The 23033-nt window shown below is 66.4% G+C and carries 8 protein-coding genes, 1 tRNA gene and 3 rRNA genes; 2 read left to right on the top strand and 10 right to left on the bottom strand.

Going from position 1 to position 23033, the window contains the following annotated elements:
• Positions 1-141: 141 nt before the first annotated feature.
• The 3 genes from QT196_RS29280 to QT196_RS29270 all read right to left on the bottom strand — a co-directional run bounded on the left by QT196_RS29280 (position 142) and on the right by QT196_RS29270 (position 9416).
• A complete protein-coding gene (locus QT196_RS29280) occupies positions 142-2904 on the bottom strand; it encodes a DNA translocase FtsK (protein WP_266738723.1) in 2763 nt (920 codons plus the stop codon).
• 92 nt (positions 2905-2996) lie between these two features.
• Positions 2997-3656, bottom strand: coding sequence for a response regulator (locus QT196_RS29275; protein WP_168481662.1), 660 nt, complete (start codon positions 3654-3656; stop codon positions 2997-2999).
• Between the two features lie 255 nt (positions 3657-3911).
• Entirely contained in the window at positions 3912-9416 is a 5505-nt protein-coding gene (locus tag QT196_RS29270; protein ID WP_266738724.1) for a HAMP domain-containing protein, read from the bottom strand.
• 261 nt (positions 9417-9677) lie between these two features.
• On the opposite strand from QT196_RS29270, the gene QT196_RS29265 reads away from it, so the two are divergent.
• Both QT196_RS29265 and QT196_RS29260 read left to right on the top strand, forming a co-directional pair.
• A complete protein-coding gene (locus tag QT196_RS29265; RefSeq protein ID WP_168481660.1) occupies positions 9678-12347 on the top strand; it encodes a SpoIIE family protein phosphatase in 2670 nt (889 codons plus the stop codon).
• 142 nt (positions 12348-12489) lie between these two features.
• A complete protein-coding gene (locus QT196_RS29260; RefSeq protein ID WP_290355994.1) occupies positions 12490-13536 on the top strand; it encodes a YncE family protein in 1047 nt (348 codons plus the stop codon).
• Between the two features lie 65 nt (positions 13537-13601).
• Here QT196_RS29260 and QT196_RS29255 read toward each other — a convergent pair.
• The 7 genes from QT196_RS29255 to dapA form a co-directional block, all read right to left on the bottom strand.
• Positions 13602-13677: transfer RNA gene (locus QT196_RS29255), tRNA-Thr, on the bottom strand.
• A 63-nt stretch (positions 13678-13740) separates the two neighbouring features.
• Entirely contained in the window at positions 13741-14418 is a 678-nt protein-coding gene (locus tag QT196_RS29250; RefSeq protein WP_168481658.1) for a DegT/DnrJ/EryC1/StrS family aminotransferase, read from the bottom strand.
• A gap of 115 nt (positions 14419-14533) precedes the next feature.
• Positions 14534-14650 (bottom strand): 5S ribosomal RNA (gene rrf, locus QT196_RS29245).
• A 74-nt stretch (positions 14651-14724) separates the two neighbouring features.
• Positions 14725-17847 (bottom strand): 23S ribosomal RNA (locus QT196_RS29240).
• A gap of 303 nt (positions 17848-18150) precedes the next feature.
• Positions 18151-19679 (bottom strand): 16S ribosomal RNA (locus QT196_RS29235).
• Together the 16S, 23S and 5S rRNA genes form the textbook arrangement of a ribosomal RNA operon.
• Before the next feature lie 609 nt (positions 19680-20288).
• A complete protein-coding gene (locus QT196_RS29230) occupies positions 20289-21974 on the bottom strand; it encodes a ribonuclease J (protein WP_168481657.1) in 1686 nt (561 codons plus the stop codon).
• A 114-nt stretch (positions 21975-22088) separates the two neighbouring features.
• Entirely contained in the window at positions 22089-22988 is a 900-nt protein-coding gene (gene dapA, locus QT196_RS29225) for a 4-hydroxy-tetrahydrodipicolinate synthase (RefSeq protein ID WP_168481656.1), read from the bottom strand.
• Positions 22989-23033 lie beyond the last annotated feature (45 nt).

Here is a 23033-nt window from a genome sequence, read left to right as displayed (position 1 = left end):
ACTTTGTACGCCATCGGAACGCCGTCGGCGATGCCCTCGGGCTGGATGGTGCGGCATCGTTCCCTCATCTCCCTCAACTTGACGTCTCGGCAGCAGAAACGGTTGCTTTCTTCTTTCCTACGAGTGACCCGGATGTCTGTGCTACTCGGTAGCCTCCCCCCGGATCACCGCCAGCACTCCGTCCAGTTCATCAGGCTTCACAAGAACGTCACGAGCCTTGGAACCCTCGCTCGGCCCGACGATGTTCCGCGACTCCATCAGGTCCATCAGCCGGCCGGCCTTGGCGAAGCCCACCCGCAGCTTGCGCTGGAGCATCGACGTCGACCCGAACTGAGTGGAAACCACCAGCTCAGCGGCCTGACATAGCAGATCGAGGTCATCGCCGATGTCCTCGTCGATCTCCTTCTTCTTCGCCGTGCCGACGGTGACGTCCTCGCGGAAGACGGGCGCCATCTGGTCCTTGCAGTGCTGGACGACGGCCGCGACCTCCTCCTCGGTCACGAAGGCGCCCTGCATGCGCACCGGCTTGTTGGCGCCCATCGGCAGGAACAGCCCGTCGCCCTTGCCGATCAGCTTCTCGGCGCCCGGCTGGTCGAGGATGACCCGGCTGTCGGCGAGCGAGGAGGTGGCGAACGCGAGCCGGGAGGGCACATTGGCCTTGATCAGGCCGGTGACCACATCGACGGACGGGCGCTGGGTGGCGAGCACCAGGTGGATGCCTGCCGCGCGGGCGAGCTGGGTGATGCGGACGATCGAGTCCTCCACGTCCCGCGGCGCGACCATCATCAGGTCCGCCAGCTCGTCCACGATGACCAGCAGATACGGGTACGGCGCCAGCTCGCGCTCGCTGCCCTCGGGGGAGCTGACCTTGCCGCTGCGGACCGCCTCGTTGAAGTCGTCGATGTGCCGGAAGCCGTAGGCGGCGAGATCGTCGTAGCGCAGGTCCATCTCGCGCACCACCCACTGAAGCGCCTCGGCGGCGCGCTTGGGGTTGGTGATGATCGGCGTGATCAGATGCGGGATGCCCTCGTACGCGGTCAGCTCGACGCGCTTGGGGTCGACCAGCACCATCCGGACGTCCTCCGGGGTGGCCCGCACCATCACCGAGGTGATCAGGCAGTTGATGCAGGAGGACTTGCCGGAGCCGGTGGCACCGGCCACCAGGACGTGCGGCATCTTCGCCATGTTGGCCATGACGTAGCCGCCCTCGACGTCCTTGCCGAGCGCCACCAGCATCGGATGGTCATCGCCCGCCGCGTCGGCCAGCCGCAGCACATCGCCGAGGTTGACCATCTCGCGGTCGGTGTTGGGGATCTCGATGCCGACCGCGGACTTGCCGGGGATCGGGCTGATGATGCGGACGTCGGGGCTGGCCACCGCGTAGGCGATGTTCTTGGCCAGGGCGGTGATCTTCTCGACCTTGACGGCCGGGCCGAGCTCGACCTCGTAGCGGGTGACCGTCGGGCCCCGGGTGAAGCCGGTGACCGCGGCGTCGACCTTGAACTCCTGGAAGACCGTGGTCAGCGCGGTCACTATGGCGTCGTTCGCGGCGCTGCGGGTCTTTCCGGGCCCGCCCCGGGAGAGCAGGTCCAGCGAGGGCAGCGAGTAGGTGATGTCGCCGGACAGCTGGAGCTGCTCGGCGCGGGCCGGCAGCTCGCCCGAGGGCTCGGGCGCGGCCTTGGTGAAGTCCGGCACGGCCGGGGTGCGCTCATTCGTGGACGGCTCCGGCTCGGCGCCGCGGGCCGGCGGCACCGTGCCGCTCTCCCCCGCGGTGTCCTCGCCGTCGCGGCCCCGCCGCTCCCCGGAGATGCTGCTGCTGAGGCCGGCGACGAGCGGTGACGGCTGGACGCCGTGCAGCACCGCGCCGTCCAGCGCGGCGGCGGCCGCGGCGGCGACGTCCACCGCGTCCATCGGCCGGTCCGGGTCGGACTGCGCGGAGGCCCGGCGCGGCCGGCGCCGCTTGGCCAGCGCCGCTTCCTCTATCGCATCCGGGTCCTGCGCGGCCGGTGCGGCGGCGCTGCGGCGCGGCTTGCGTACGGGCTGCTCGCGCCACTCCTCCGCGTAGTCCTCGACCTCGTCGTACTCCACCTCGGGATGCACCACGCCCAGCTTGACGCCGAGCGCCCGCAGCCGCTGCGGGATGGCGTTCACCGGCGTCGCGGTGACCACCAGCAGCCCGAAGAGGGTCAGCAGCGCCAGCAGCGCCACCGCCAGGGTCTGTCCGACGGTGAAGATCAGCGGCTTGGACGCGACCCACCCGAGGTAGCCGCCGGCGTCCTGTATGGCGGCCAGGCCGTTGTCCCGGCCCGGTGAGCCGCAGGCCATCGCGACCTGCCCGAGGACGCCGACCACCAGCGCGGACAGCCCGATCACGATCCGGCCGTTGGCCTCCGGCTGCTCGGGGTGCCGGATGAGGCGTACGGCGATGCCGCCCAGCAGTATCGGTACGACCAGATCGAGCCGGCCGAACGCGCCGGTCACCAGCAGCTCGACGAGGTCGCCGACCGGGCCGCTGAGGTTCGACCAGGTGCCGGCCGCGATCACCAGCGACAGCCCGAGCAGCAGCAGCGCCAGCCCGTCCTTGCGGTGCGCCGGATCGAGGTTCTTCGCGCCGCGGCCCACGCCGCGGAACATCGCCCCGATGCCGTGCGCGAGCCCGAGCCAGCAGGCGCGGGCGAGACGGTAGACCCCGCCGGTGGGTGACGGCGCCGGTTTGGGCGCGGCCTTCTTGGCGGCGGACTTCCTTGCCGGTGCCTTCTTCGCGGCCGCCTTCTTGGCCGGCGGCTTCGCGGTGGCTTTCTTCGCGGCGGTCTTCTTGGCGGCGCCGCCCGCGGTCCGTCCGGCGCGCTGCTTGGAGGGGCCCGCCGTGCTCTGGGTTCCCTTGCCGGACGTACGTGAGGCCATGGCGACGAGATTACAGGCGATCGCAGGCATGACACGAGCGCACGGCGCTTCACCCGAACGTGTCGCGCGCTCGTCTCATGAAGGGGCGTCAGTTACCCCGCGACGCTGCCTGACCCCGGCTCCAGGGCGTCCAGCGCCCTGCGCAGTCCGGTCAGTTTGCGCTCCAGATGCGCCGCGGTGGCGACCGCCGCCGCGTCCGCGGTCTCGTCCAGCTGCTTGGACAGCGCCTCGGCCTGCTCCTCGACCGCGGCCAGCCGCGCGGAGAGCTCGGCGAGCAGCCCCGCGGACTCCCGCGCCTCGTCGGCGCTCGTCCGCCCGCCCTCCAGCTGAAGCCTCAGCAGGGAGGCCTGCTCCCGCAGTTGGCAGTTCTTCATGTACAGCTCGACGAACACCGAGACCTTGGCGCGCAGCACCCACGGGTCGAACGGCTTGGAGATGTAGTCCACCGCGCCGGCCGCGTACCCGCGGAAGGTGTGATGCGGGCCGTGGTTGATGGCCGTGAGGAAGATGATCGGGATGTCCCGGGTCCGCTCGCGCCGCTTGATGTGCGCGGCGGTCTCGAATCCGTCCATCCCCGGCATCTGCACATCGAGCAGAATCACCGCGAAATCGTCCGTGAGCAGTGCTTTGAGCGCTTCCTCCCCGGACGATGCCCGCACCAGTGTCTGATCGAGCGCAGAGAGGATCGCCTCCAGCGCCAGCAGATTCTCCGGCCGGTCATCGACCAGGAGGATCTTGGCCTTCTGCACCATGGCCCGTCCTCCTCGCCCCGGCATCGAACCGGACGCCGCCCCAGGGGACGACTCCGTCATGCCGCCCGTCCTTGTGCCGGTCATGGTAGCTGCACCCCGCCTGTCGCCACACCCTGTCACCGCGATGTCACTGTGCACGTTGCAGAAACGCAGACAGGGACCAGAAGGTTCCCCGAATCCCACGTCTCCACACGTCCGCGGCAACACTGAGTCAGCACGCGATGATCCCCTTTCCCCTCCATACTGGACGCTCCGTCACTCCGCCCGCATCCATTGCTCCATGACCGACAACAGATGATCGGTATCCACCGGCTTGGTCACGTAGTCGGAGGCTCCGGAGTCGATGCTCTTCTCCCGGTCGCCCTTCATCGCCTTCGCGGTCAGCGCGATGATGGGCAGTCCGGCGAACTGCGGCATCCGGCGGATCGCCGCCGTCGTCGCATAGCCGTCCATCTCCGGCATCATGATGTCCATCAGGACCAGCACGATGTCGTCGTGCTGCTCCAGGACCTCGATCCCCTCGCGCCCGTTCTCCGCGTAGAGCACCGACAGCCCGTGCTGTTCCAGGACGCTGGTGAGGGCGAAGACGTTGCGGATGTCGTCATCCACGATCAGCACCTTCTCACCGTGGAAGCCGCCCTCGAAGGCCGGGTCCACCAGATCCTGGCCGTTGCCGAGCCAGGGCTCCTCCGCGAGCTGCTGGGGAGCCGGCTGCGGCGGCGCCGGTGGCGCCTGCTGCGGCGCCGGGGACGGCTGCCGCCCGGAGAGCTCGAAGCGCCGCGGGGTGCCCTGAATCGCCCGGCGGCGGCGCCGGTTGAGGCTGGAGCCCTGCTCGTGCTCCTGCTGCTCCTCGGCCTCCTGCCGGCCGACCTCCACCTCGCGCGCCTCCGCGTCCATCGCGATGCCGCCGGCCACCAGCTGCGGGTAGCCCTGCGGCGGCAGCCCGCCCGGGTTGTGCGGCAGGTAGAGGGTGAACGTGGAGCCGCGGTTCGGCTCACTCGCGGCATGGATCTCGCCGCCCAGCAGCCGGGCGATCTCCCGGCTGATGGACAGGCCCAGGCCCGTGCCGCCGTACTTGCGGCTGGTCGTGCCGTCCGCCTGCTTGAACGCCTCGAAGATGACCCGCATCTTGCTGGAGGCGATACCGATCCCGGTGTCGGTCACCGAGAAGGCGATCATGTCCGCGTCCGGGTCGCGCAGGGAACCGTGCTCCAGCAACTGCTCCCGGATGGCCACCGGGACATCCGCGCCGGCCGGCCGGATCACCAGCTCGACGGCGCCGCTGTCGGTGAACTTCACCGCGTTGGACAGCAGATTGCGCAGCACCTGGAGCAGCCGCTGCTCGTCGGTGTGCAGCGTCGCCGGCAGCTCCGGGGAGACCCGTACGGAGAAATCGAGTCCCTTCTCCGCGGTGAGCGGCCGGAACGTGGCCTCCACGTAGTCGACGAGCTGGACCAGCGCGATCCGCGTCGGACTGACGTCCATCTTGCCTGCCTCGACCTTGGACAGGTCGAGAATGTCGTTGATCAGCTGGAGCAGGTCGGAACCGGCGCCATGGATGGTTTCGGCGAATTCGACCTGCTTCGGGGAGAGATTCCCCTCGGCGTTATCGGCCAGCAATTTGGCCAGAATCAACAGGGAGTTGAGCGGTGTGCGCAGCTCGTGCGACATGTTCGCCAGGAACTCCGACTTGTAGCGCATCGAGACCGCGAGCTGCTCGGCACGCTCCTCCAGGACCTGCCGCGCCTCCTCGATCTCGGTGTTCTTCACCTCGATGTCGCGGTTCTGCGCGCGCAGCTGCTCGGCCTTCTCCTCCAGCTCCGTGTTGGACAGCTCCAGCGCCTTCTGCCGGCTCTCCAGCTCGCCCGATCGCTCCTTGAGCTGCTCGGTCAGCTCCTGCGACTGCTTGAGCAGCACCTCGGTCTTGGTGTTCACCGAGATGGTGTTGACGCTGGTCGCGATCATCTCGGCGATCTGGCTGAGGAAGTCCTTCTGGATCTGGGTGAACGGCTGGAAGGACGCCAGCTCGATCACTCCGAGCACCTTGTCCTCGAACAGCACCGGCAGCACGATCACATTCGCCGGCGGCGCCTCACCCAGCCCGGAGGCGATCTTGAGATAGCCGGAGGGGACGTTCTCGACCAGGATCGTGCGGCCCTCCTCCGCGGCCGTGCCGATCAGCGTCTCGCCCGGCCGGAAGGTCGTCGGCATCCCGCCCATGGCGTAGCCGTACGAGCCCATCAGCCGCAGCTCGTACGCACCGGCCTCGCCGCCGTCCGCGCCGATCTCCTGGCTGTCGGGCTGCGCGGCGAGGAAGAACGCGCCGTGCTGCGCGGAGACCGCGGGCGACAGCTCGCTCATGATGAGCGTGGCGACGTCCTTGAGGTCGCGGCGGCCCTGCATCAGACCGGAGATCCGGGCCAGGTTGCCCTTGAGCCAGTCCTGTTCCTCGTTGGCGAGGGTGGTCTCCCGGAGCGTGGAGATCATCGTGTTGACGTTGTCCTGGAGCTCCAGGATCTCGCCGGCCGCGTCCACATCGATCCGGACGTTGTGATCGCCGAGGGTGACCGCCGCGGCGACCGCGGCGATGGCCCGCACCTGACGGGTCAGGTTCCCGGCCATCTCGTTCACCGACTCGGTCAGGTCCCGCCAGGTGCCGGCCACGCCGCGCACCTGCGCCTGCCCGCCCAGCTGGCCTTCCGTCCCCACCTCGCGGGCCACTCTGGTGACCTGCTCCGCGAAGGACGACAGCTGGTCGACCATGGTGTTGATGGTGGTCTTCAGCGCGAGGATCTCGCCCCGCGCATCGATGTCGATCTTCTTGGTCAGATCACCCTTGGCGATGGCGGTGGTGACCATGGCGATGTTGCGGACCTGGCCGGTCAGGTTGTTGGCCATCGAGTTCACGGACTCGGTGAGGTCCTTCCACGTACCGGCGACGCCGGGGACGCGGGCCTGACCGCCCAGGATGCCGTCGGTGCCCACCTCACGGGCCACTCGCGTGACCTCGTCGGCGAACGACGACAGCGTCGTGACCATCGTGTTGACCGTGTCGGCGAGCTGCGCGACCTCGCCGCGCGCCTCGACCGTGACCTTCTTGGTGAGGTCTCCGTTGGCGACTGCCGCCGAGACCTGGGAGATGTTCCGCACCTGGATGGTCAGGTTGTTTGCCATCAGGTTCACGTTGTCGCTGAGGTCCAGCCAGATGCCGGTGGCTCCCGGCACCCGCGCCTGACCGCCCAACTGGCCCTCGGTGCCCACTTCTCGGGCCACCCGGGTCACCTGCTCGGCGAACGACGACAGCTGGTCGACCATCGTGTTGACGGTGGTGACCAGTTCGAGGATCTCGCCCTTGGCATCGACGGTGATCTTCTTGGAGAGGTCACCACGGGCCACCGCGGTCGTCACCTCGGCGATGTTGCGCACCTGCGAGGTGAGGTTGTTCGCCATGAAGTTGACGGACTGGGTGAGGTCCTTCCAGGTACCGCTGACGCCCTGTACCTCGGCCTGGCCGCCGAGGATGCCCTCGGTGCCCACCTCGCGGGCGACCCGGGTGACCTGCTCCGCGAACGAGGAGAGCTGGTCGACCATGGTGTTCAGGGTGTTCTTGAGCTCCAGGATCTCGCCCCGGGCGTCCACGTCGATCTTCTGCGACAGGTCACCGCGGGCGACCGCCGTGGCGACCTGCGCGATGTTGCGGACCTGGGCCGTCAGGTTGCCGGCCATACCGTTCACGGAGTCGGTCAGATCGCGCCAGACACCCGCGACGCCCGGTACCTGCGCCTGACCGCCCAGCCGGCCGTCCGTACCGACCTCCCGGGCGACCCGGGTGACCTGCTCGGCGAAGGCGGAGAGCTGGTCGACCATCGTGTTGATGGTGTTCTTCAGCTCCAGGATCTCGCCGCGCGCGTCCACGTCGATCTTCTGCGAGAGGTCACCACGGGCGACCGCCGTCGTGACCTGGGCGATCTGCCGCACCTGTGAAGTCAGGTTCCCCGCCATGAAGTTGACGGAGTCGGTCAGTTCCTTCCAGGTGCCGCTGACGCCGTCCACCCGGGCCTGACCGCCCAGCCGGCCCTCGGTGCCCACGTCCCTGGCCATCCGCGTGACCTGGTCGGCGAACGAGGACAGCTGATCCACCATGGTGTTCACGGTGTTCTTCAGCTGAAGCATCTCGCCGGAGACATCGACGGTCACCTTCTGCGAGAGGTCACCGTTGGCCACCGCGGTCGTCACCTGGGCGATGTTGCGCACCTGCCCGGTGAGGTTGCGGAAGGCGGTGTTCACGGAGTCCGTGAGGTCCTTCCACGTCCCCGCCGCCCCGGGCACCGCCGCCTGGCCGCCCAGCTCGCCCTCGACCCCGATCTCCCGTGCGACGCGCGTCACTTCGGCGCCGAACGACGACAGCTGACCCACCATCGTGTTGACGGTGTTCTTCAACTCCAGCATTTCACCGGCGACATCGACGGTGACCGTCTGCGAGAGGTCACCGTTGGCGACCGCCGTCGTCACCTGCGCGATGTCCCGCACCTGTGCCGTCAGGTTGCGGAAGGCGGTGTTCACCGAGTCGGTGAGGTCCTTCCACGTGCCGGCCGCGCCCGGCACCTGCGCCTGACCGCCGAGCTGGCCCTCGGCGCCGACTTCGTTCGCCACCCGCGTCACTTCGTCCGCGAAGGTCCGCAGCGTCTCGGTCATGGTGTTGATCGTGTCGGCCAGCTGCGCGACCTCGCCGCGTGCGCTGACCGTGACCTTCTGCGACAGATCACCGTTCGCGACAGCCGTGGTGACCTGCGCGATCCCGCGCACCTGCGCGGTGAGGTTGCCGGCCATGAGGTTGACCGAATCCGTCAGGTCCTTCCAGACGCCGGCGACGCCGGGGACCTGCGCCTGACCGCCGAGCTCACCTTCCGTACCGACCTCACGGGCGACCCGCGTCACCTCGGAGGCGAACGAGGAGAGCTGGTCGACCATCGTGTTGACGGTGTTCTTCAGCTCCAGCATCTCGCCGGAGACATGGACGGTCACCTTGCGCGACAGATCGCCCTTGGCCACCGCCGTGGTGACGAGAGCAATGTCACGGACCTGTGCCGTCAGCCGGGACGCCATGGTGTTGACGGATTCCGTGAGGTCCTTCCACGAACCCGACATTCCGCGCACCCGCGCCTGGCCGCCGAGCTTGCCTTCCGTACCGACCTCGCTGGCCACTCTCGTGACCTCGTCGGTGAACGCGGAGAGCTGGTCCACCAGCCCGTTGACGGTCCGGCCGACCTTCAGGAATTCACCCCTCAGAGGGTGCTCCGAAGAGCTGTCCGAACTGCGCGAGCGCAGATCCATCCGCTGTTCCAGGTCGCCCTCGGAGACCGCCGACAGCACCCGTCCCACCTCGGAGACGGGCCGTACGAGGTCGTCGACCAGCGCGTTCGAGGCGTCGATCGCCGCGGCCCAGGAGCCCTCGGCGGCGCCGACCTCCAGCCGTTCCGTGAGTTTTCCCTCACGGCCGACGACCCGGCGCACCCGCGTCAGCTCGCCCGTGAGGTGCAGATTGCGGTCCGCGACCTCGTTGAAGACCGCCGCGATCTCCGACATGACGCCTTCGCCGGAAACCGTGAGCCGTTTGCGGAAGTTCCCGTCCCGCATGGCCACCAACGCGACCAACAGCCGATTCAGCGCAGCCGTATCCACTTCGGTCGTCCCGTTGTTCCGGGAACGTCCGCCTTTCGCGCGCGTGCTTACGCCCCGCGCCGCTGCGCCAGACTCCACCGTGTCCCTCCCGCAGGGTTGACCGTTCTACCCGGGCTTTCTCTTGATACTTGCCCAGTGTTTCACCATGGCTCAACCAGGCCATAACAGTTCGGCAGCATCGCACACCGTCCCGGTGCACGATTGGGGCGGAAACACACGTGACCGGCATCCTTGGGTGCGGCGAAGGTAAGTAACCTGGCATACGGCTGTCCACCGCCCCGGCCATGGAGCACGGGCGGTGGGGCGAGCACAACAGGTATTCGGAGGGGCGCCGCGACCATGGGGGAGCAGATCACCGACACACGCATGAGGAGACCAGTGATCACCGCGCGGGCCGCCGCAACCTTCGAGCCGGTCGGGCGCTCCGTCGCCACTGCCCGTGCGTTCGTCCGCGACACCCTCCAGGGCTGGGGCTGCGCCGACATCGTCGACGACGCCGTCGTCCTGACCAGTGAGCTGGTGACCAACGCGGTGGTGCACGCCGGCACCGCCGCCGATGTGCTGTGTCTGCGCAACGACGGCGGAGTGAAGATCTCCGTCGCCGACCGCTACCCCGAACGCGAGATCCCGCTCCAGAACGCCGGCCAGGTCGTCGTCCACCCCGACCGCGAGGGCGGCCGCGGCCTGCTGCTGTGCGGCGCGCTGGCCTCCCGCTGGGGCGTCGAGTACACCGCCGCCCAGAAGCATGTGTGGTTCCAGCTGGACCTCCCCGAGCGCCCGGCCGGCACCCGCTCCGCGGGCCCCGCGCTGCCCGTGGACGCCCTCCCGGTCGCCGAGGCCCGGGTCCGCGTCGCCGTGATCCAGATCGACCGCGGCAGCTGCATCAGCTTCTGGAACGAGGACGCCCAGGACCTCTTCGCCTATGACCCCGAGCAGGTCATCGGCAAACCGCTCACCGACTTCGCCGCCTGGCCGCACACCCCCGGCACCGGCACCGGCATCGCCGAGGCGCTCCAGCTGTCCCGCTGGGAGGGCTCCTACGGCATAAGGGGCGCCGACGGCCGGGTCGTCCCCGTCTACGCCTCCCACCTGCGCGTCCGCGACGCCGACGGCGAGGCCTCCACGGTCTGCCTCCTGGTGCGCGACCACGAACGAGCGATCCTCCAGAGCCCGCAGCGCACGCCCGCCCCGGACGCCGCCTCCCAGGCCGCCCAGGCCGAGGGACGCCCGTCCGACCCGTTCGAGGTCTTCATCGGCTCCCCGGCCCCGGACGACCTCGACGGCCTGCTCCAGCGCACCGTCGAACGCGCCCGCGACATGCTCGACGGCGACGCCGCCTACCTCCTCCTGGCCACCGACGACGAGACCGAGCTGGAGGTGCGCGCCTCCACGGGCCTGCCCTCCGCCCGCCAGCGGTTCGCCCGCGTCCCCGTCGAAGCCGGATCCGGACGCTACGGCTCCGCCCGGATGCCCGCCGTCCACGAGGACCTCACCGCCGTCCCCGGCGCCGTCCCGCTCCTCAGCGGCACGGGCATGCGCTCCGTCGTCACCGTCCCGCTGAAGGTCGAGGGCCGGCTGACCGGCTCCCTCGGCGTCGCCGCGGAGGGCGCCGGCCGCTACACGAACGAGGAGGCGCTGCGGCTCCAGTTCGCCGCCGACCGCATCGCCCTCGCCGTCGAACGCGCCCGGCTGACCGAGCTGGAGAAGCTGCGCCGCGGCTCCCTCTCCTTCCTCGTCGAGGCCTCCGACCTCCTGGCCGGCACCCTCGACCGCGACCAGACCCTGGCCCTGATGGCCCAGATGACGGTCCCCACCCTCGCCACGTGGTGCGCGGTCTACACCGTCGCCGACCCGGCCTCCGAGCCCGAACTCTCGTACGTCCTGCACGAGGACGAGGACCGTATCGACGGCCTCAAGACCCTGCTGATGAGGGTCGATCCACCCGAGCCGGTGCCCACCCCCGGTGCCCGGGTATGGACCGCCCCCAGCGACGCCGCCCACGACGCCGCGCTGCGCACCTCGATGCGCAGCCTCGGCCTGGGCAACTCCGCCCGCCCGTCCACCGGTCCGGGCGCCACCCTCGCCACCGCCTCCGCCGTCGGCGGCGAAACCGTCGTCCTGCCGCTGGTCGCCCGTAACCGCGTCATCGGCATGCTCACCCTCGGCAAGCCCACCGAGGAGCACTTCCGCCAGGAGATCCTGGAACTCGCCGAGGACCTCTCCCGCCGGGCCGCGCTCGCCCTGGACAACGCCCGCCTCTACTCCGAGCGCACGGCCATCAGCCAGTCCCTCCAGCGCAGCCTGCTGCCCCCCGAACTGCCCGTCATTCCCGGCGTGGAGGTCGAGGTCATCTACCGCGCGGCCGGCGAGGGCAACGAGGTCGGTGGCGACTTCTACGACCTCTTCCCCATCCGCGACGGCGCGTACGGCTTCGCCATCGGCGATGTCTGCGGCACGGGCCCGGAGGCCGCCGCGGTCACCGGCCTGGCCCGGCACGCGCTGCGGCTGCTCGCCCGCGAGGGCTTCGGCGGCCCCGCCGTCCTGGAGCGCCTGAACGCCGCCATCCTCGACGAGGGCGCCCGCAGCCGCTTCCTGACGCTCCTTTACGGCGAGCTCTGGCCGCAGGACGACGGCAGCGCCGTCCTCAAGGTCGTCTGCGCCGGCCATCCCCTGCCGCTCCGGCTGCGCCAGGACGGCACCGTCGAACCCGCCGCCGAACCCCAGCCGCTCCTCGGCGTCATGGACGACCTGGAGCTCTACGAACAGACCGTCACCCTCGACCCCGGCGACGTCCTGCTGTGTGTCACCGACGGCGTCACCGAACGCCGCGAGGGCACCCGCATGCTCGGCGACGACGGCCTCACCGACGTCCTGACGACCTGTACGGGCCTCACCGCCGGTGCGGTCGCCGCCCGTGTGCTGCGCGCCGTGGAGCGCTTCGCCGCCGAACCCGCCTCCGACGACATGGCCATCCTCGCCCTGCGCGTCCCCGAGTTCCAGGCCGGCTGACCCCGGAGCAGCGGCCGTGTGAACTGGCTCACAGACGCCCGGCCGCTGCTCCTGTCACCACCTGCACCCTTGCGTGCGGCGCAAGGCACCCTTGCCTGCCTTGCACTGGAGTCATCCCCAACGGCCGCCCACGATACGGACCATGACCTCCACACCCGCCGGTTCGCCCGGCGATCTGCTCGCCGTCGTCAGCCAGACCGGTTCGACCGTCACCTTCTTCGACGCGGCCACCCACGAACGCCTTGAGGTGCTGCCGGTCCCGCCGCAGCCCCACGAGCTCTGCTACGACCCGGACCACCGGCTGCTGTACTGCACCAGCACCTACCGCTCCGGCTTCTACAACGCCCACCAGGGCCGGTCCCACCAGATCACCGTCATCGACGTCGACACCCGCACCGTCGTGAAGACCCTCGACACCGCCCCCGACCACGCCCCGCACGGTCTGGCCCTCGACCGCGCCCGCGGCCGGCTGTACGCCAGCGTGGAGGCCACCGACACCGAGCCCGGCGGCGTCCTGGTCCTCGACACCCGCACCCACGCCCGCCTCGGCCGCATCTCCACGATGGCCCCCGGCCCCCACTGGTTCGCCGTCACCCCTGACGGACGGTTCGGCTACACCACCAACAAGGAAGCCCCGTTCGTCTCCGTCGTCGACCTCGCACGCGATGAGTGCATCGGCCGCATCCCCGTCACCGGCAGCGAAGGCCTCGCCGTCGCCCCCGACGGCCGTCATGCCTACGTGGCAGCCCCGAACGCCAACTTCACCGCCCCGCCCTCCGAGCCGACGGGCATCCACGTCATCGACACCGCCACCCACGAGATCATCCGCACCCTCCCCACCAAGGGACAGGTCATGCCGGTCCACGCCACCTCGACCGGCCTTCTGCTGGCCGGCGAACTGCGCCTGGGCACCACAGCCGTCGGCTCCATGGACGCGCAACTCCCGGGAGTCCTGACCGTCTTCGCCGCCGATACCCTCGCCCCCGTGGGTGAGGTCGAGGTCGGCCGGGCGCCCCTCACCATCACCTCGTCCCCCGACGGCCGCCTCGGCTATGTCTCCGCGAATCTCTCCCACACCGTCACCGTCGTCGACCTCACCACCCTGAGCCCGCTCACCACCCTGGAAGTCGACCGCGCCGATACGTCGGGCGCCCACGGCCTGGCCTATATCGAATCCCCGCAAAACTGACGCACATTGCGCACCGCGTCCCAACACGACAAAGGCCCCCGCCATTTGGCGGGGGCCTTGTCCTCTGGAGCCCCAATACGGAATCGAACCGTAGACCTTCTCCTTACCATGGAGACGCTCTGCCGACTGAGCTATTGGGGCGCGGCAACGGAATAGATATTACCCCAACTCGGCGGCAGGTTCGAACCGCACCCGGTCCACTCGCTAAAACGCCGACTGCAGCAATCCACCGAGCGCATTGCACGCACCGACCATCTTGTGCAGCTCCCGCCGCGACATCCCCGCGTGCACGGGCAGCGCCAGTGTCTCGTCCACCGCCCGCTCCGTCTGCGGCAGAAACACATCCCGCCGCAGCCCCGGCATCCGGTACACCGGAGCCAGCACGGGCACCCGGCACGCCACGCCCTTGGCCCGCAACGTCCGCGCGAACGCGTCCCGGTCCGGCCGCCCGTTACCCGGCACCCGCACCACATACTGCGCGTAGGTGTGCCCCGCCGCCGGTGTCGGCGTCCCGACTCCGTTGAGTCTGCCGTCCAGATACGCCGCATGCGCCCGACGCAGCTCCGCGCCCTCCGGGTCCGCACCGGCCTCGTCCTCCACCAGCACCAGCAGGCCGTGCCGCTGGCCCACTTCACGGATCCAGCCGGCCTCCGCCGGCCGTCCGAAGCGGTTGACCGCCACGACGGCGGCGGTCTGACTCGTCACCACGTCCGACACGGCGGCCGGGTCGAGGCAGTAACTGTCGCCGTCCACATCGGCGAACACCGGCACCGCGCCCAACTCCACCACGGCCCGGGCCACCTCGGCGCTGCCGTACGCCGGCACCACGACCTCATCACCCGCACGCACACCGGCTGACTTGAGCGTTCCTACTGTCCGCATGACAGGGATCCTGGTCAGCTGAGATGAACTTCGAGTTACGCCCATCACCCGGGGGGCAGAACAAAAAAGCTCCGGTCCCTGAACCAAGAGGTTCAGGGACCGGAGCTGAAATTTTGTTCGGCGGCGTCCTACTCTCCCACAGGGTCCCCCCTGCAGTACCATCGGCGCTGAAAGGCTTAGCTTCCGGGTTCGAAATGTAACCGGGCGTTTCCCTAACGCTATGACCACCGAAACACTATGAAGTTAACCAACCCGGCATAAACACAGGTCGTTACTTCAGAACCTACACAGTGGACGCGAGCAACTGAGGACAAGCCCTCGGCCTATTAGTACCAGTCAACTCCACCCGTTACCAGGCTTCCATATCTGGCCTATCAACCCAGTCGTCTACTGGGAGCCTTAACCCCTCAAAGGGGGTGGGAGTACTCATCTCGAAGCAGGCTTCCCGCTTAGATGCTTTCAGCGGTTATCCTTTCCGAACGTAGCCAACCAGCCATGCCCTTGGCAGGACAACTGGCACACCAGAGGTTCGTCCGTCCCGGTCCTCTCGTACTAGGGACAGCCCTTCTCAATACTCCTACGCGCACAGCGGATAGGGACCGAACTGTCTCACGACGTTCTAAACCCAGCTCGCGTACCGCTTTAATGGGCGAACAGCCCAACCCTTGGGACCGACTCCAGCCCCAGGATGCGACGAGCCGACATCGAGGTGCCAAACCATCCCGTCGATATGGACTCTTGGGGAAGATCAGCCTGTTATCCCCGGGGTACCTTTTATCCGTTGAGCGACGGCGCTTCCACAAGCCACCGCCGGATCACTAGTCCCTACTTTCGTACCTGCTCGACCCGTCAGTCTCACAGTCAAGCTCCCTTGTGCACTTACACTCAACACCTGATTGCCAACCAGGCTGAGGGAACCTTTGGGCGCCTCCGTTACTCTTTAGGAGGCAACCGCCCCAGTTAAACTACCCACCAGACACTGTCCCTGATCCGGATCACGGACCCAGGTTAGACATCCAGCACGACCAGAGTGGTATTTCAACAATGACTCCACAACCACTGGCGTGGCTGCTTCAAAGTCTCCCACCTATCCTACACAAGCCGAACCGAACACCAATATCAAGCTATAGTAAAGGTCCCGGGGTCTTTCCGTCCTGCTGCGCGAAACGAGCATCTTTACTCGTAATGCAATTTCACCGGGCCTATGGTTGAGACAGTCGAGAAGTCGTTACGCCATTCGTGCAGGTCGGAACTTACCCGACAAGGAATTTCGCTACCTTAGGATGGTTATAGTTACCACCGCCGTTTACTGGCGCTTAAGTTCTCAGCTTCGCCACACCGAAATGTGACTAACCGGTCCCCTTAACGTTCCAGCACCGGGCAGGCGTCAGTCCGTATACATCGCCTTACGGCTTCGCACGGACCTGTGTTTTTAGTAAACAGTCGCTTCTCGCTGGTCTCTGCGGCCACCACCAGCTCAGGAAGTAAATTCCATCACCAGCAATGGCCCCCCTTCTCCCGAAGTTACGGGGGCATTTTGCCGAGTTCCTTAACCATAGTTCACCCGAACGCCTCGGTATTCTCTACCTGACCACCTGAGTCGGTTTAGGGTACGGGCCGCCATGAAACTCGCTAGAGGCTTTTCTCGACAGCATAGGATCATCCACTTCACCACAATCGGCTCGGCATCAGGTCTCACCCTTAACGTCATCCGGATTTGCCTAGATGACGGGCTACACCCTTACCCCGGGACAACCACCGCCCGGGCTGGACTACCTTCCTGCGTCACCCCATCGCTTACCTACTACCACCTTGGATCGGCGGCTCCACCACGTCCCTTTGTCCGAAGACTCCAGGCCGGCTTCACGGCCTTAGCATTAATGGATTCGATATTGGGCGTTTCAAAGCGGGTACCGGAATATCAACCGGTTGTCCATCGACTACGCCTGTCGGCCTCGCCTTAGGTCCCGACTTACCCTGGGCAGATCAGCTTGACCCAGGAACCCTTAGTCAATCGGCGCACACGTTTCCCACGTGTGTATCGCTACTCATGCCTGCATTCTCACTCGTGAACCGTCCACAACTCGTTTCCACGGCTGCTTCACCCGGCACACGACGCTCCCCTACCCATCACAGCCTCCGTTGGGAGTATTGCTGCAATGACATGACTTCGGCGGTGTGCTTGAGCCCCGCTACATTGTCGGCGCGGAATCACTTGACCAGTGAGCTATTACGCACTCTTTCAAGGATGGCTGCTTCTAAGCCAACCTCCTGGTTGTCTCTGCGACTCCACATCCTTTCCCACTTAGCACACGCTTAGGGGCCTTAGTCGATGCTCTGGGCTGTTTCCCTCTCGACCATGGAGCTTATCCCCCACAGTCTCACTGCCGCGCTCTCACTTACCGGCATTCGGAGTTTGGCTAAGGTCAGTAACCCGGTAGGGCCCATCGCCTATCCAGTGCTCTACCTCCGGCAAGAAACACACGACGCTGCACCTAAATGCATTTCGGGGAGAACCAGCTATCACGGAGTTTGATTGGCCTTTCACCCCTAACCACAGGTCATCCCCCAGGTTTTCAACCCTGGTGGGTTCGGTCCTCCACGAAGTCTTACCTCCGCTTCAACCTGCCCATGGCTAGATCACTCCGCTTCGGGTCTTGGGCACGCTACTCAACGCCCTATTCGGACTCGCTTTCGCTACGGCTTCCCCACACGGGTTAACCTCGCAACATACCGCAAACTCGCAGGCTCATTCTTCAAAAGGCACGCAGTCACGACTGCATGTGCAAGCACATACAGCGACGCTCCCACGGCTTGTAGGCACACGGTTTCAGGTACTATTTCACTCCGCTCCCGCGGTACTTTTCACCATTCCCTCACGGTACTATCCGCTATCGGTCACCAGGGAATATTTAGGCTTAACGGGTGGTCCCGCCAGATTCACACGGGATTTCTCGGGCCCCGTGCTACTTGGGTGTCTCTCAAACGAGCCGCTAATGTTTCAGCTACGGGGGTCTTACCCTCTACGCCGGACCTTTCGCATGTCCTTCGCCTACATCAACGGTTTCTGACTCGTCTCACAGCCGGCAGACTGTAAAAGAGAGATCCCACAACCCCAACCACGCAACCCCTGCCGGGTATCACACGTGACTGGTTTGGCCTCATCCGGTTTCGCTCGCCACTACTCCCGGAATCACGGTTGTTTTCTCTTCCTGCGGGTACTGAGATGTTTCACTTCCCCGCGTTCCCTCCACACTGCCTATGTGTTCAGCAGCGGGTGACAGCCCATGACGACTGCCGGGTTTCCCCATTCGGACACCCCCGGATCAAAGCTCGGTTGACAGCTCCCCGGGGCCTATCGTGGCCTCCCACGTCCTTCATCGGTTCCTGGTGCCAAGGCATCCACCGTGCGCCCTTAAAAACTTGGCCACAGATGCTCGCGTCCACTGTGCAGTTCTCAAGCAACGACCAGCCACCCACCACCCCAACCCGAAGGCTGAGTTCACTGGGGCCGGCATCGCGAAGGTCCAGACTCAACGGTCCGTACCCTCAGATACCCAACAACGTGCCCGGCCCACTTCACTCGTCCCCACGTTCCACGCCGAAGCAGTACTAGTGACAACCAATCAAGTGCGCCGAATAGTCAACGTTCCACCCATGAGCAACCAGCATCAGACATTCGCTGATGTACTGGCCTCTGACCAACCGAAGTCGGTAAGAAGTGCTCCTTAGAAAGGAGGTGATCCAGCCGCACCTTCCGGTACGGCTACCTTGTTACGACTTCGTCCCAATCGCCAGTCCCACCTTCGACGATTCCCTCCCACAAGGGGTTGGGCCACCGGCTTCGGGTGTTACCGACTTTCGTGACGTGACGGGCGGTGTGTACAAGGCCCGGGAACGTATTCACCGCAGCAATGCTGATCTGCGATTACTAGCAACTCCGACTTCATGGGGTCGAGTTGCAGACCCCAATCCGAACTGAGACCGGCTTTTTGAGATTCGCTCCACCTCGCGGTATCGCAGCTCATTGTACCGGCCATTGTAGCACGTGTGCAGCCCAAGACATAAGGGGCATGATGACTTGACGTCGTCCCCACCTTCCTCCGAGTTGACCCCGGCAGTCTCCTGTGAGTCCCCATCACCCCGAAGGGCATGCTGGCAACACAGAACAAGGGTTGCGCTCGTTGCGGGACTTAACCCAACATCTCACGACACGAGCTGACGACAGCCATGCACCACCTGTACACCGACCACAAGGGGGCGCCTGTCTCCAGACGTTTCCGGTGTATGTCAAGCCTTGGTAAGGTTCTTCGCGTTGCGTCGAATTAAGCCACATGCTCCGCTGCTTGTGCGGGCCCCCGTCAATTCCTTTGAGTTTTAGCCTTGCGGCCGTACTCCCCAGGCGGGGAACTTAATGCGTTAGCTGCGGCGCGGACGACGTGGAATGTCGCCCACACCTAGTTCCCAACGTTTACGGCGTGGACTACCAGGGTATCTAATCCTGTTCGCTCCCCACGCTTTCGCTCCTCAGCGTCAGTATCGGCCCAGAGATCCGCCTTCGCCACCGGTGTTCCTCCTGATATCTGCGCATTTCACCGCTACACCAGGAATTCCGATCTCCCCTACCGAACTCTAGCCTGCCCGTATCGAATGCAGACCCGGGGTTAAGCCCCGGGCTTTCACATCCGACGTGACAAGCCGCCTACGAGCTCTTTACGCCCAATAATTCCGGACAACGCTTGCGCCCTACGTATTACCGCGGCTGCTGGCACGTAGTTAGCCGGCGCTTCTTCTGCAGGTACCGTCACTCTCGCTTCTTCCCTGCTGAAAGAGGTTTACAACCCGAAGGCCGTCATCCCTCACGCGGCGTCGCTGCATCAGGCTTTCGCCCATTGTGCAATATTCCCCACTGCTGCCTCCCGTAGGAGTCTGGGCCGTGTCTCAGTCCCAGTGTGGCCGGTCGCCCTCTCAGGCCGGCTACCCGTCGTCGCCTTGGTAGGCCATCACCCCACCAACAAGCTGATAGGCCGCGGGCTCATCCTTCACCGCCGGAGCTTTCCACCACCAGACCATGCGGTCGGTGGTCGTATCCGGTATTAGACCCCGTTTCCAGGGCTTGTCCCAGAGTGAAGGGCAGATTGCCCACGTGTTACTCACCCGTTCGCCACTAATCCCCTCCCGAAGGAGGTTCATCGTTCGACTTGCATGTGTTAAGCACGCCGCCAGCGTTCGTCCTGAGCCAGGATCAAACTCTCCGTGAATGTTTACCGGTAATCCGGTGAAACACACACGAGAGCGGAACGACCAGACGGAATAGGTCCGGTCGTTCACAGCGTCCTCGCTGTGTGTGCCACCCCGACCGCATGGGCCGTGGTGGGCTTTTCAAAGGAACCTCATCCTCCGGAAGTGTTTCCGGTGGACGGGGTATCAACATATCTGGCGTTGACTTTTGGCACGCTGTTGAGTTCTCAAGGAACGGACGCTTCCTTTGTGCCTGTTTCAGCAGGCTCTCCGGGCGCTTCCCTTCGGTCTTGCGTTTCCGACTCTATCAGATCCTTGCGGGCCCGATTTTCGCCGGTGCGTTTCCGCCTTTCGGCTTCTTCGCGTTTCCGACCTTACCAGATCCGATTTCGTTCCGTTTCCGGTTCGAATTCGTTCCGATTTCCCGTCGGAGGGGGGTGCCTTTCGGCTGATCCGACTTTATCAGATTGCTCTGGGTCGGAATTCCGCCCGGCTTCGCGGGGTGCTCCGTACGCACAGCGTGCGGCGCTTCCCGGCCAGGCGGAGCCGTAAACGTACTGGAGCGGGGCGCCTGGATGCAAATCCAGGCGCCCCGCTCCGACTTGAGTACGTTCGTACGACTCTGTGCGTCAGACCTCGACGACCACGGGGAGGATCATCGGGCGGCGGCGGTAGTTGTCCGACACCCACTTGCCGACCGTACGGCGGACCAGCTGCTGGAGCTGGTGGGGCTCCGTGACGCCGTCCTGCGCCGACTTGGCCAGGGCCTCGTCGATCTTGGGCATCACGCCCGAGAAGGCGGCGTCATCGATGCCCGAACCACGGGCGTGGATGTCCGGGCCACCGACGATCTTGCCGGTGGTGCTGTCCACGACCACATAGACCGAGATGATGCCCTCGTCGCCGAGGATCCGGCGGTCCTTGAGGTGGGCCTCGGTGACATCGCCGACCGAGAGGCCGTCGACGTAGACGTAGCCGGCCTTGACCTTGCCGACGATCTTGGCGACGCCGCCGACCAGGTCGACCACCACACCGTCCTCGGCGATGACAATCCGGTCCTTCGGTACGCCGGTCAGGGCGCCCAGCTCGGCGTTGGCCCGCAGGTGGCGCCATTCGCCGTGCACCGGCATGAGGTTCTTCGGCTTGCAGATGTTGTAGAAGTACAGCAGCTCGCCAGCCGAGGCGTGGCCCGAGACATGGACCTTGGCGTTGCCCTTGTGGACCACGTCCGCACCCCAGCGGGTGAGGCCGTTGATCACGCGGTAGACCGCGTTCTCGTTGCCCGGGATGAGGGACGAGGCCAGGATCACCGTGTCGCCCTGGACGATCCGGATCTGGTGGTCGCGGTTGGCCATCCGGGAGAGGGCGGCCATCGGCTCGCCCTGGGAACCCGTGCAGACCAGCACGACCTCGTCGTCCGGGAGATCGTCGAGCGCCTTGACGTCGACGACCAGGCCGGCCGGGACCTTCAGATAGCCCAGCTCGCGGGCGATGCCCATGTTGCGGACCATCGAGCGGCCGACGAAGGCGACCCGGCGGCCGTACTCGTGGGCGGCATCGAGGATCTGCTGGATGCGGTGCACATGGCTGGCGAAGCTGGCCACGATGATGCGCTTCTGGGCGTTCGCGAACACCGTGCGCAGCACGTTGGAGATGTCGCGCTCGGGCGGGACGAAGCCCGGGACCTCGGCGTTCGTGGAGTCGGAGAGGAGCAGGTCGATGCCCTCCTCGCCGAGCCGCGCGAAGGCGGGGAGGTCGGTCAGCCGGCGGTCCAGCGGGAGCTGGTCCATCTTGAAGTCGCCGGTGTGCACGACCATGCCCGCGGGGGTGCGGATGGCGACGGCCAGCGCGTCCGGGATCGAGTGGTTGACCGCGACGAATTCGCAGTCGAACGAGCCGATCCGCTCGGTGTGGCCCTCCTTCACCTCAAGGGTGTAGGGGCGGATGCGGTGCTCCTGAAGCTTGGCCTCGATAAGGGCGAGGGTCAGCTTCGAGCCGATGAGCGGGATGTCCGGCTTCTCGCGCAGCAGGTAGGGGACGCCACCGATGTGGTCCTCGTGCCCGTGGGTGAGCACGATGCCGTCGATGTCGTCGAGACGGTCCCTGATGGACGTGAAGTCCGGAAGGATCAGGTCGATTCCGGGCTGCTCCTCCTCGGGGAAGAGCACTCCGCAGTCGACGATCAGCAGCCGGCCGTCGTATTCGAAGACCGTCATGTTGCGGCCGATTTCACCCAGGCCGCCGAGGGGGGTGACGCGCAGGCCACCCTTGGGAAGCTTCGGCGGGGCGCCGAGCTCAGGATGCGGATGACTCAAAAGACTCTCCTCACCACACGCGCCACGCTGCCGTCGAGGGCACGTGGCGCGCATGACATTCGTGCACTTGCTGTAGGGCGATTGTTGGTCCGTATTCAGTTATGAAGTCTGTGATCAGAGCTGTACCCCGCCGGCGGCAAGATCGCGCGTCAGCTGCTCGGTCTCCTCGGGGGAGAGCTCCACGAGCGGCAGCCGCAGCGGACCAGCCGGCAGACCCTGGAGGCCGAGCGCGGCCTTGGTCGTGATGACGCCCTGGGTGCGGAACATGCCGGTGAAGACGGGCAGCAGCTTCTGGTGGATCTCGGTGGCCTTGGTGACGTCGCCGTTGAGGTGGGCGTCCAGGAGGGCGCGCAGCTCGGGGGTCACGATGTGGCCGACCACGGAGACGAAGCCGACGGCGCCGACCGAGAGCAGCGGGAGGTTCAGCATGTCGTCGCCGCTGTACCAGGCGAGGCCGGAGCGCGCGATGGCCCAGCTGGCGCGGCCGAGGTCGCCCTTGGCGTCCTTGTTGGCGACGATCCGGGGGTGCTCGGCGAGCCGGACCATGGTCTCGGTGTTGATCGGGACACCGCTGCGGCCCGGGATGTCGTAGAGCATCACCGGCAGGTCTGTGGCGTCCGCGATCGCCGTGAAGTGGCGGAGCAGGCCCTCCTGCGGGGGCTTGCTGTAGTACGGGGTCACCGCGAGCAGGCCATGGGCGCCGGCGTCCTGGGCGGCGCGGGCCAGCTCGAGGCTGTGGTGGGTGTCGTTGGTGCCGGCTCCGGCGACGACAAAGGCGCGGTCGCCGACCGCGTCGACCACGGCGCGGACCAGCTGGGCTTTCTCCGCATCGCTGGTGGTCGGGGACTCTCCGGTGGTGCCGTTGACGATGAGACCGTCATTGCCGGAGTCCACCAGATGGGCAGCGAGCCGCTGCGCGCCGTCGAGATCGAGAGCGCCATCCGGCGTGAATGGCGTGACCATGGCGGTCAGCACCCGCCCGAAGGGGGTCTGCGGTGTGGAAGTCGGAGCCATGGGTCCCACGCTACTCGTAGCTCACCGCGGGTTGCGCCTCTGGGG

Origin of the sequence: Streptomyces sp. P9-2B-2, from assembly GCF_030406865.1 — a bacterium.
In the GTDB taxonomy this organism is placed as follows: domain Bacteria; phylum Actinomycetota; class Actinomycetes; order Streptomycetales; family Streptomycetaceae; genus Streptomyces; species Streptomyces platensis.
Note: the sequence above shows the minus strand (reverse complement) of the source record. Positions and strands in the feature narration are given on the sequence as shown.